Here is a 10,180-nt window from a genome sequence, read left to right as displayed (position 1 = left end):
GCCCCTGGCCGTGCCGTGTCCGCGAACTGGCGCCTGCGGACACGGCCCGGTCGCGCCGGGGCTCAGGGGCGGACGCCGATCACGACAGGGGCGTACAGCTCCTCGGAGACCGCGACGCGGGTGGTGAGGCCGCTGCGGGTGAAGGCCGCCACGGCCGCCGGTGCCTGCCGTTCGCCGGTCTCCACCAGGAGGCAGCCGCCGGGCGCGAGCCAGTGGGGCGCCCCGGCGGCGACGCGGCGCAGGACGTCGAGGCCGTCCGCTCCGCCGTCGAGGGCGACGAGCGGCTCGTGCTCCCGTGCCTCGGACGGCAGCAGGGGCACCTCGCCGGACGGTACGTAGGGCACGTTGGCGGCGAGGATGCCGACCCGGCCGCGCAGGTCGTCGGGCAGCGCCCGGAACAGGTCGCCGGTGTGCACCTGCCCGCCCGCGGCGGCGAGGTTGCGGCGGGCGCAGCGCACGGCGGCCGGGTCGACGTCGGCGGCATGCAGTTCGACGCCGCCGAGCGCGGCGCCGAGGGCCGCGCCGACGGCACCCGAGCCGCAGCACAGGTCCACGACGACCGCGGCGTCCGGCGCCTGCGCCAGGGCCTGTTCCACCAGGAACTCGGTACGGCGGCGGGGCACGAAGACGCCCGGTTCGACGGTGATGCGCAGGCCCCGGAACTCGGCCCAGCCGAGGACGTGTTCGAGGGGTGTGCCCGCGACGCGGCGGTCCACGAGGGCGGCCAGTTCCTCAGGGGTGCGGGCGGCGGCGAGGAGGAGTTCCGCCTCGTCCTCCGCGAAGACACAGCCCGCGGCGCGCAGCGCGGCGACGACGGACGACGGGGAGAGAGTGGGCATGGTGAGCGAGAGCCTTTCGGAAGCCGATGGGCGCCCTCGCGGTCACCTGCCGTCGGCGGTCCGTACTGCGTCGAGGGGAGAGCACCCGGTCTGACACGGCGTCAACGGAGCTCACCTCCTCGTTCCCTGGGCGGCCGGGACGGTTCCCCGCCGGGGTGCGGCGATCCTACCCGGCGGCCGGTGCGGGCACGGCCCCGCACTCCAAGTTGTAGTGTGCAACTGAGAGTGCCAGGGAGGTCTCCGTGAGTTCAGCCGAAGGATCCGAGGACGCCAGGGGCGGCCGGGAAGCGTCCGCGGCGGACGCGGCCGTGGAGACCGTCCAGCGGGAGATGACGGCCTTCGCCCGCCGCGCCCGGGCCTCCGCGGGCCGCATGCACCCGGAGCTGTCACTGGTGTCGTACACGCTGCTCGGGCATCTGGAGGAGCGGGGCGGCTGCCGTGCCACGGATCTCGCCGCGCACTACGCCCTGGACAAGTCCACCGTGAGCCGCCAGGTGTCGGCACTGGAGCGGGCCGGGCTCGTCGAGCGGCGCCGGCACACGGAGGACCACCGCGTGCAGGTGCTGCACCTCACGGAGGCGGGGCGCCGCATTCTGGCCCAGGTCACCGAGAGCCGCCGGGCCGCGGTCCGGCAGCGGCTCACGGACTGGCCGGCCGAGGACCTGGAGCGGTTCGCCGCGTACCTGCTGCGCTACAACGCCTGGCAGCCTCCGGCGGACGCCGCGGACTGACCGGCCCCGCGCGCCGCTCCCCCGGCGCCGGGCGTGCGGGCATCGCGGGCCGACCCGTACGGTTGAATGTGTAAGCAACTCGTCCGCTCGATCGGCGGGCCGCCGGTGCGGCGGCCTGGAGGCACCACCGGCATGCACGTCACCCGAGGCTTCACCGGCCGCCCGCGCGTCCCCGACCCCGGGCTGCCGCCCGGCCAGTACGACGCGGGCGACGACTGGCCCGTCCTGTCCGCCGAGGTCACCCCGGAGCTGGCCCCCGCCGACTGGACCTTCCGCATCGACGGCCTCGTCGCGGCGCCGCGCACCTGGACCTGGCAGGAGGCGCACGAGCTGCCGGCCTCGGCGTACGAGGGCGCCATCCACTGCGTGACCAGCTGGTCGAAGTTCGGGGTGCGGTTCGGGGGCGTGTCCCTGGACGTCTTCCTGGACGCCGTACGGCCCGAGGCGTCGGCCACGCACGCGGTCGCCTACTCGCACACCGGCTACACCACGAACCTGCCGCTCGCGGACCTGACCGGCGGCCGGGCCTGGATCGCCTGGGAGTACGACGGGCGGCCGCTCGACCCGGAGCACGGTGGCCCGGCACGGCTGCTGGTGCCGCACCTGTACTTCTGGAAGAGCGCCAAGTGGATCGCGGGCATCCGCGTCCTCGACCACGACGAGCCCGGGTTCTGGGAGCAGAACGGCTACCACGACCGCGGCAACCCCTGGGAAGAACAGCGGTACGCCGGTGACTGAGACGCGGACGACGCCCCAGACCTTCACTCCGCCGACCGGCTTCGCCGTGCCCGGACGCATCGCCGTCGGCGAGCAGGCCGCCGCCGTGTGGCGCACGGCCACGCTGACGGAGATCCGTCGCGAGACTCCGAGGGCCGCCACCTTCCGGTTCGCCGTGCCCGGCTGGCCGGGGCATCTCCCCGGCCAGCACCTGCTGCTGCGGCTGACCGCCGAGGACGGTTACACGGCCCAGCGCCACTACTCGATCGCCTCCGCGCCGGACGACAGCGGGCACGTCGAGCTGACGCTGGACCATGTCGCGGGCGGCGAGGTCTCCGGCTGGTTCCACACGGTGGCCCGGCCCGGCGACCGCGTCGAGGTGCGCGGCCCCGTCAGCGGTTTCTTCGCCTGGCCCGGTGACCGGCCCGCGCTGCTGATCGGCGCCGGGTCCGGGGTCGTCCCGCTGATGTCGATGGTCCGGCACCACCGGGCACGCGGCCTCGGCCTGCCGCTGCGGCTGCTGGTGTCCGCGCGCGGCCCCGGCGACCTGATCTACGCGCGGGAGTACGGCGCGGAGACCACGCCCGTGTTCACCCGCAGCGCGCCCGCGGGTGTGCCGGTGGGCCGGCTGACGGCCGCGCATCTGGCACCGTTCCTGTCCGAGCCGCCGCCCGGCGGCTGGGAGGCGTACGTGTGCGGCTCCAACGCCTTCGCCGAGCACGCCTCCCGCCTGCTCGTGGCGGCCGGTCAGCCCGTGCACCGCATCCGCATCGAACGCTTCGGCTGACGGCCGCCGCCACGGCCGCGGCGGGCTCCCCGCCTGACCGGGGCCCGCGCGACACCCATCGGCCGGCAACCACGCCCCGCGAGGCCTGCCTCAGCGGGCGTCCACCCCCGGTCTCCCCGGCCTCCGCCATCACCCCCGGTCACGGCCGGATTCTGCCGTTTCGCCCCGCTCCCGGCGGGGCATCCAGCCGGAGCGTGTGCGAACGCGTACGCGGTGCGATGAGGGAAGCCCGCAGGGACGGGGTACCAGAAGCATGTGGGCGCTCGCGCGCGGCGCGGAGCCCGGCGGCGTCTCCTGTCCGGCGGCCCGCCGTCCCTCCGACCGCCCGGCCGGCGAGGAGGTCGACATGCGAACCAGGGTGCGCGGCTGGCGCAGGCGGCCCAATCCGCTGCGCCGCAGGTCGGACGTCGTGGAGGCGTGGACGGTACTGGCCGTCGCCGTGCTGCTGTTCGTGGGCGCGCCCCTGGTCGGGGCGTTCACCGCCTGGTGGGCGCACGGCGAGGCGCGGGCGCTGGCGGCGGAACAGCGCGACGACCGGAGGCTGATCCGCGCCGAGGTGGTGGGACGGGCCGCCGCCTCCGGCTCCCTGCCCTCGGTGCAGACCGGCACGCAGTACTCGTACCGCGCGACCGTGCGCTGGACCGAGCCGGGCGAGGCGCTGCGTACGGCCACGGCACGCGTGCCGTCGAGCACCCGGGCGGGCGAGAAGGTCGACGTGTGGCTCGACTCCCGGGGCCGCAACGTGCCGCCGCCGGTGGACGGCGCCGCGGTCTGGCAGCACGCGATCACTTTCGGCGTCTGTTCGGCGGGCGGTACCGCCGCCGTGGTGCTCTGCGCGCACTGGGCCGTACGGCAGGCCGCCATGCGTCACCGGCTGGCGGAGTGGGAAGAGGCCTGGGCCCGCACCGAACCCCAGTGGACGCACCGCCGGGCCTGACGCGCGCGAGCCGTGGGACCGCCGCGACCGCGGGCGCCGGCCACCCGGCGGGCCCCGCGACCGCCGGCACCGGCCACCCCGGCGGCCCCGCCGGCCGTCCGTCTCCGACCGGCGGGCCGTCGTCGTTCGACGGGCCGAGCGCCTGCGTGGTCGACGGGTCGACCGTTGTTCCGTCAGTCGAGAAGGGGCTGGCGGGCCTTTTGACCGCCCACGTACGGTGTGAGCGTTCACTCGCCGGTCCCTTCACAAAGGCGGTCCTCCATGGCCCTGTTCGACCTCCCTCTCGACGAACTTCGCGAATACCGCAGTGCGTCCACCGAGCCGGAGGACTTCGACGGGTTCTGGTCGAAGACGCTGCAGGAGGCCCGTGAGCACGACCTGGACGCCCGCTTCGAGCCCGTGGACACGGGCCTGACCGAGGTGCGGGTGTACGACGTGACGTTCGCCGGGTTCGGCGGTCACCCCGTGAAGGGCTGGCTGACGCTGCCCGCCGGGGCCGGGGAACCCCTGCCGCTGGTCGTGGAGTTCATCGGGTACGGGGGCGGCCGGGGCCTGCCGCACCAGCACCTGCTGTGGGCCGCCTCGGGACGGGCGCACTTCGTGATGGACACCCGTGGCCAGGGCAGCGCCTGGGGCGCCGGCGGCGACACCCCCGACCCGGTGGGCGGCGCTCCCGCGTACCCGGGTTTCATGACCCGCGGCATCGACGCCCCGGAGAACTACTACTACCGCCGCGTGTTCACGGACGCGGTGCGCGCCGTCGAGGCGGCGCGCTCGCACCCGCTGACCGACGCCGCGCGCACGGTCGCGGTCGGCGGCAGCCAGGGCGGCGGCATCGCGATCGCCGTGGGCGGCCTGGTGCCGGACCTCGCGGGCATCGCGCCGGACGTGCCGTTCCTGTGCGACTACCCGCGCGCGGCGACGCTCACGGACCGTCACCCGTACCGCGAGATCGGTCTCTACCTGAAGACGCACCGCGGGCGCACCGAGGGCATCCTGCGGACCCTGTCGTACTTCGACGGCGTGCACTTCGCGTCGCGCGGCACGGCCCCGGCGCTGTTCTCGGCGGCGCTGGAGGACCAGACGTGTCCGCCGTCGACGGTGTTCGCGGCGTTCAACGCCTGGGCGCACGACGACAAGGCGATCGAGGTGTACGACTTCAACGACCACGAGGGCGGCGGCCCCTTCCAGGAGGCGGCCAAGCTGCGCTGGGTGGCCTCGCGCATCTGATTGCGTCCCCGGTCCCGTCGACAGGGTTCCCTCCAGTCCGACCAGTCGGTACGTTCAGCCCGGGTCGCGTCGCGGCCCGGGTTCGTGCGACGGCTGTTTCTGCTGAATGGTTCCTGCGACGAGGGAGGGCCCGTGCCCGGGCTGGAGACACAGGTTCACGGTCACTGCGACGCGCGGTTCGCGGCGGTGCGTACGGCGTTCGAGGAGAACTTCCGGGAGCGGGGCGAGCTGGGCGCCGCCGTGACCGTCGTGGTGGACGGCATGACGGTCGTGGACCTGTGGGGCGGGTGGGCCGATCCGGGCCGGACCCGGCCGTGGGAGCGGGACACGCCGGTCAACGTCTGGTCGACGACGAAAGGGCCGGTGGCGCTGTGCGCGCACATGCTGGCCGACCGGGGGCTGCTCGACCTCGACGCGCCGGTGGCCGCCTACTGGCCGGAGTTCGCCGCGGCGGGCAAGGAGCGCGTCCTCGTGCGGCACCTGCTGTCGCACCGGGCCGGGCTCGCCGGGCTGCGTGAGCCGCACTCGTTCGCCCAGCTCTGCGACCGGGAGCTGACGACGCGGCGGCTCGCGGCGATGGAGCCGTGGTGGGAACCGGGCACCGTCTCCGGCTACCACGCACTGACGTACGGCTTCCTGGTCGGCGAGGTGGTGCGCCGGGTGTCGGGGCTGCCGCCGGGGGCGTTCCTGGCCCGGAAGGTGACCGGGCCGCTCGGCGTCGACTTCACGGTCGGGCTGCCGGAGAAGGACTGGGGGCGGGCGGCGGAGCTGACGCACGCCCCGGCGCCGGGACGGGCCGAGGCGTTCGCCAAGCTGCCACCGGTGGCCCTCGCCGCGCTGGCCAACCCGGGGGTGGGTGCGGCACAGGCCAACTCGCCCGAGTGGCGGTCGGCCGACATATCCGCGGCGAACGGGCACGGCACGGCGCGGGCCGTCGCGGCGCTGTACGGGATCTTCGCGGGCCGTGGCACCCACGACGGCCACCGGTTCCTGTCCCCGGATGCCGCGGAGCGGGTCCGGGAGGGGCAGGGCAGTTGCCGGGACCTGGTGCTGGGCACGGGGCTCGACCGCGAGATGGAGATCGGACTCGGCCTGTGGCTGAGCGGCCCGCACGGCTCGTACGGACCCAACCCGCGGGCTTTCGGACACGACGGCGCCGGCGGTTCCTGCGGCCTCGCCGACCCGGAGGCGGGTGTCTCGCTGGGGTACGTGATGAACCGCATGGGGCCGCGCATCGCCGACGACCCGCGCAAGACGGCCCTGGTCGAGGCGGTGTACGGGGCGTTGTGAGCAGGCGGTGCGCGGGTGACGTTTCGGCCGAACCCGCGGACCACCCTTCCCTGGTGGTTTAGACCAATGCTAGATCTGGTGGCGCACCGAGCCCGTACGGCTACCGCACGTCACCAACAGGAGGGCGCGGCATGGCCCGCACCACCACCTCGCACGACCGTCCGCCCGTCGACGGACCGCCCCTGTACCGGCGGATCGCCACGGAGCTGCTCGGCGAACTGCACGACGGCACCATTCGCCCCGGCGAACGGCTGCCGGGCGAGCGGCAGTTGGCCGAGCACTTCGGGGTCAGCCGGGAGACCGTGCGGCAGGCCCTGGAGATCCTGCGCCGGGACGGTCTGGTCGCCACCGACCGGCGGGGCAGTCATGCCGCCCTGCCCGCCCTGCCGGCCCGGGGCCCGGCGTCCCTCACCTTCCCGGTCGGCGCCCACACGGCCGGGCGGGGCGGCACGGACCGGGCGGGCGTCACCTGGGAGGTACCCCCGGTGGAGCACGCCGAGGCGCTGGGGCTGGCCCCCGGACGCGCCACCCTCGTGCACCGCTACGAGTCGGGCGCGGCGGACGGCCGCGCCCGCCGTACGGCGCTCACGTCGTTCTCCGCCGTGGCGCTGGCCGAGGTCGCGGAGCTGGCCCGCTACCGCCACCGCGCCGGCGGCCACGCCGAGGCGCATCTGCGGCGGGCCTACGACTGGATGCGCCGGGCGGGCCTGACGCTGCACCACCGGGACACGATCACGCGGCCGTCCGACGCGGCGTCGGTGCGGGTGACCCGGCGGGTCCACGACCAGTACGGGAGGCCCCTGGAGATCACCGATCTGGTGGTGGACGCGCAACGGGAGGCGCTCGTCTACGAGTTCACGCTGCCGTCCGCGGTGTGACGCGCGGCCTCTCAGGCCGCGCGGCGGGCCACCACCAGGCGGGCCCGCCGGCTGCCGTCGGGCCGGTGCCCGAACTCCGGCAGGGCCTGGCTTCCGACGTCGAAGCCCGCGCGCGTCAACTCCCGTACGGCATCCCCGAACCGGAAGGCCCGGTAGTACATGACGAACGGCGGACGCCACACGGCGTTGCGCACCCGCATCACGGCGTCGAAGCCGAGCAGCATGCAGAACGCGGGGCTGCCCGGTCGCGGCGGCGCGAGCACGGGGAACGCGAAGCTGCCACCGGGGCGCAGCACGGAGTGGACCCGGGCGAACAGTCCGGGCAGTTCGCGCGGCAGGAAGTGCCCGAACGCGCCGAAGCTCACCACGACGTCGAAGGCCTGGGCGAACGGCAGGGCGCGGGCGTCGGCCTGCACGAGGTGGACCGGCGTCGGCAAGGACCGGGTGTGTTCCCGGGCGACGGAGAGCATGCCCGCGCTGAAGTCGACCCCGGTCACGCCGTCCCGGCAGACCGTGGACAGCACGTCGAGTCCGGCGCCGGTCCCGCAGCACAGGTCGAGCCCGGCGCCGAAGGGCCCGAGGCGCGCCAGGGCCGCGGCCACGGCGTCGAGCACCGGCTCGGGGGTGCGGAAGGGGGTGTGGTCGAACTTCGGGGCGAGCAGGTCGTAGCCGTGCTCGACCGACGACAGCGCCTGGACGGCGAGTTCGCGGAGGCTGGGTCCCTCGGGGCCGAACACCGGCATCAGCCCAGCGGAGCCCGCTGCCCGAGGACGGTGAGCGCGCGTTCGCACCAGCGCAGGTTCTCCTCCTCGAAGGCGATGCCGCCCAGCAGGGTGAGGTAGGGGCCGACGCGTTCGCCCTCGCGGAGGTACTCGTCCTCGGTGCGCCCGTCCAGCAGCCGCTCGCGGACCCGTTGGTAGCGGCCGAGTTTGCCGCGCGCCCAGGACATGCGTTCCTCGATGAGAGCACGGGTCCGCTCGGGGTCGGTGCCGTCCATGGCCTGGATCTTGATCATGAACTCGTCGCGGATGGCGACGGGCCGCCGGGGCGGCTCGACGGCGAAGGCGCGCAGGTCCTCGCGCCCGGCCTCGGTGAGCGTGAACATCCGCTTGTTGGGCCGGCGTTCCTGCCGCACCACCCGTGCCTCGATCAGTCCGTCCCGCTCCAGGCGCTCCAGTTCCCGGTAGAGCTGCTGCGGGGTCGCGGGCCAGAAGTTCGCCAGGGACACGTCGAAGACCTTGGACAGCTCGTAGCCCGAGGCCTCGCCTTCCAGCAGGGCGGCCAGCACGGCGTACTTGAGGGACATGTGGACACCGTAACAGCCGACGATTATTCTACTCTGCACCTACTCAACTAATTGACTATGAGGTGATCCGATGCGCGCGTTCCGCGAGGCCGTCGAGGCCCATGACCTCGACGCCGTCGAGGCGCTGCTGGCGCAGGACGTCGTCTTCACGAGCCCGGTGGTGTTCAAGCCGTACCCGGGCAAGGCGATCACTGCGGCCATCCTGCGCAACGTCGCCGAGGTCTTCGAGGACTTCGCGTACGTGACGGAGACGAGCAGTGCGGACGGCCGTGACCACGCGCTCGTGTTCACCGCGCGGATCGGCGACCGCCGGCTCGACGGCTGCGACTTCATCCACGTCGACGACAGCGGGCTGATCGACCGGCTCATGGTCATGGTCCGGCCGCTGTCGGGCGCCCAGGCGCTCGCCGAGGCGATGGGGGCGCGCTTCGAGCGGATCGCCAGGGAGGCGGAGGCCGGGTCGGCCTGAACCGCTCGCTTGCGCGGCCCCGTCCGGCGTTCCGCGCCCCGCGGTCCGGACGCCGGGTGTTTGATGTTCGCATGACCTCCGACGAGCTCGCGCGCATGATGCGGGCCAACCAGGCCAACTGGGACGCCCGCACCCCCGTCCACCTCGCCAGCCGGTTCTACGGGCTCGACCAGGACCTCGACCCCGCCCGCTGGTTCGCGCCCTTCGAGTGGGCCGACCTCGGCGAGCTGACCGGCCGCGACGTGCTCCATCTCCAGTGCCACCTCGGCACCGAGACGCTCGCCTTCGCCCGGCGCGGCGCGCGGGTCACCGGTCTCGACTTCTCCTCCGCGTCCGTGGCCGCCGCGCACGACATCGCGGACAGGGCGGGCCTGGACGTGCGCTACGTCCAGGCCAATGTGTACGACGCCGTGGAGGCCCTGGAGGGACGGCAGTTCGACGTCGTCTACACGGGCAAGGGCGCGCTGTGCTACCTGCCCGACCTCGACCGCTGGGCGGACGTCGTCGCCCGGCTCCTGCGCCCCGGCGGCCGGTTGTACGTCGTGGAGTTCCATCCCCTGCTCAACGCCCTCGGCCCGACGCCCGCGCCCGGCGAGGGCCCCGAGCTGCTGCTGCGCCACGACTACCTGGGCGGCGCCGGACCCGTGCGCCGGGACGCCACGCACACCTACACCGACGGCCCGGCCGTCGAGGGCGCCACGGACAGTTACGAGTGGATGCACGGAATGGGCGAGGTCCTGAACGCGTTGACACAGGCGGGACTCACCGTCCGGAGCCTGCGGGAGACCGAGGAGCTTCCCTGGCAGCGCTGGCCGCGGATGCGGCGCACGGACTCCGGCTGGTGGCGGCTGCCCGAGCCGCGCATCCCCCTGCTGTACAGCCTGCTCGCCACCCGCTGAGACGCGGTTCACGACTGAACCGGCCCGCCCGGTGGTAGGCTTCTGTCAGCACCTGTGGACGCCCCGTTCGGGCGCCGGTGCCGGTTCAATCTCTCCT

Annotated in this window: 12 protein-coding genes; 9 read left to right on the top strand and 3 right to left on the bottom strand. The window is 74.3% G+C overall.

Going from position 1 to position 10,180, the window contains the following annotated elements; genetic code table 11:
* Positions 1–62: 62 nt before the first annotated feature.
* Positions 63–839 carry a putative protein N(5)-glutamine methyltransferase gene (locus QC282_RS24210; RefSeq protein WP_279551658.1) on the bottom strand — a complete coding sequence of 259 codons (777 nt, stop codon included), beginning with the start codon at positions 837–839 and terminating at the stop codon, positions 63–65.
* 329 nt (positions 840–1,168) lie between these two features.
* Here QC282_RS24210 and QC282_RS24205 point away from each other — a divergent pair, with 329 nt between their 5' ends.
* The 7 genes from QC282_RS24205 (at position 1,169) to QC282_RS24175 (ending at position 7,409) form a co-directional block, all read left to right on the top strand.
* A complete protein-coding gene (locus QC282_RS24205) occupies positions 1,169–1,570 on the top strand; it encodes a MarR family winged helix-turn-helix transcriptional regulator (RefSeq protein ID WP_279551665.1) in 402 nt (133 codons plus the stop codon).
* A gap of 132 nt (positions 1,571–1,702) precedes the next feature.
* Entirely contained in the window at positions 1,703–2,308 is a 606-nt protein-coding gene (locus tag QC282_RS24200) for a sulfite oxidase-like oxidoreductase (protein WP_279551664.1), read from the top strand.
* Entirely contained in the window at positions 2,301–3,074 is a 774-nt protein-coding gene (locus tag QC282_RS24195) for a ferredoxin reductase (protein ID WP_279551657.1), read from the top strand. The genes QC282_RS24200 and QC282_RS24195 overlap by 8 nt, the downstream gene beginning before the upstream one ends.
* Positions 3,075–3,420: 346 nt before the next feature.
* Positions 3,421–4,011 (top strand): hypothetical protein, encoded by a 591-nt coding sequence (locus tag QC282_RS24190; RefSeq protein ID WP_279551656.1) that lies wholly within the window; start codon positions 3,421–3,423, stop codon positions 4,009–4,011.
* Positions 4,012–4,272: 261 nt separating this feature from the next.
* The gene (locus QC282_RS24185; RefSeq protein WP_279551655.1) at positions 4,273–5,241 is read left to right on the top strand and encodes an acetylxylan esterase; all 969 of its coding nucleotides are present in this window, start codon (positions 4,273–4,275) and stop codon (positions 5,239–5,241) included.
* Between the two features lie 132 nt (positions 5,242–5,373).
* Complete coding sequence (locus QC282_RS24180; protein ID WP_279551654.1) at positions 5,374–6,531, top strand: serine hydrolase; 1,158 nt, start codon at positions 5,374–5,376, stop codon at positions 6,529–6,531.
* A gap of 131 nt (positions 6,532–6,662) precedes the next feature.
* Complete coding sequence (locus QC282_RS24175) at positions 6,663–7,409, top strand: GntR family transcriptional regulator (protein WP_279551653.1); 747 nt, start codon at positions 6,663–6,665, stop codon at positions 7,407–7,409.
* An 11-nt stretch (positions 7,410–7,420) separates the two neighbouring features.
* Here the strand turns inward: QC282_RS24175 and QC282_RS24170 are convergent, their stop codons facing one another.
* Both QC282_RS24170 and QC282_RS24165 read right to left on the bottom strand, forming a co-directional pair.
* Positions 7,421–8,146: a class I SAM-dependent methyltransferase gene (locus QC282_RS24170; protein WP_279551663.1), complete on the bottom strand. Its 726-nt coding sequence runs from the start codon at positions 8,144–8,146 to the stop codon at positions 7,421–7,423.
* Between the two features lie 5 nt (positions 8,147–8,151).
* A complete protein-coding gene (locus tag QC282_RS24165; protein WP_279551652.1) occupies positions 8,152–8,715 on the bottom strand; it encodes a PadR family transcriptional regulator in 564 nt (187 codons plus the stop codon).
* Positions 8,716–8,785: 70 nt separating this feature from the next.
* Between QC282_RS24165 and QC282_RS24160 the strand changes: the two genes are divergently transcribed.
* Both QC282_RS24160 and QC282_RS24155 read left to right on the top strand, forming a co-directional pair.
* Complete coding sequence (locus QC282_RS24160; protein ID WP_279551651.1) at positions 8,786–9,184, top strand: nuclear transport factor 2 family protein; 399 nt, start codon at positions 8,786–8,788, stop codon at positions 9,182–9,184.
* A 71-nt stretch (positions 9,185–9,255) separates the two neighbouring features.
* On the top strand, positions 9,256–10,083 hold the full coding sequence (locus QC282_RS24155) for a class I SAM-dependent methyltransferase (protein WP_279551650.1): 828 nt from the start codon (positions 9,256–9,258) through the stop codon (positions 10,081–10,083).
* Positions 10,084–10,180: the final 97 nt, after the last annotated feature.

This window comes from Streptomyces sp. DH24 (assembly GCF_029813775.1).
Lineage (GTDB): Bacteria > Actinomycetota > Actinomycetes > Streptomycetales > Streptomycetaceae > Streptomyces.
This window is presented reverse-complemented; position numbering and strand designations above follow the sequence as displayed.

Coding starts and splice junctions, on each gene's coding strand:
- QC282_RS24190 (WP_279551656.1), top strand. CDS start 3,421: ATGCGAACCAGGGTGCGCGGCTGGCGCAGGCGGCCCAATCCGCTGCGC.
- QC282_RS24205 (WP_279551665.1), top strand. CDS start 1,169: ATGACGGCCTTCGCCCGCCGCGCCCGGGCCTCCGCGGGCCGCATGCAC.
- QC282_RS24175 (WP_279551653.1), top strand. CDS start 6,663: ATGGCCCGCACCACCACCTCGCACGACCGTCCGCCCGTCGACGGACCG.
- QC282_RS24160 (WP_279551651.1), top strand. CDS start 8,786: ATGCGCGCGTTCCGCGAGGCCGTCGAGGCCCATGACCTCGACGCCGTC.
- QC282_RS24155 (WP_279551650.1), top strand. CDS start 9,256: ATGACCTCCGACGAGCTCGCGCGCATGATGCGGGCCAACCAGGCCAAC.
- QC282_RS24200 (WP_279551664.1), top strand. CDS start 1,703: ATGCACGTCACCCGAGGCTTCACCGGCCGCCCGCGCGTCCCCGACCCC.
- QC282_RS24165 (WP_279551652.1), bottom strand. CDS start 8,715: ATGTCCCTCAAGTACGCCGTGCTGGCCGCCCTGCTGGAAGGCGAGGCC.
- QC282_RS24185 (WP_279551655.1), top strand. CDS start 4,273: ATGGCCCTGTTCGACCTCCCTCTCGACGAACTTCGCGAATACCGCAGT.
- QC282_RS24210 (WP_279551658.1), bottom strand. CDS start 839: ATGCCCACTCTCTCCCCGTCGTCCGTCGTCGCCGCGCTGCGCGCCGCG.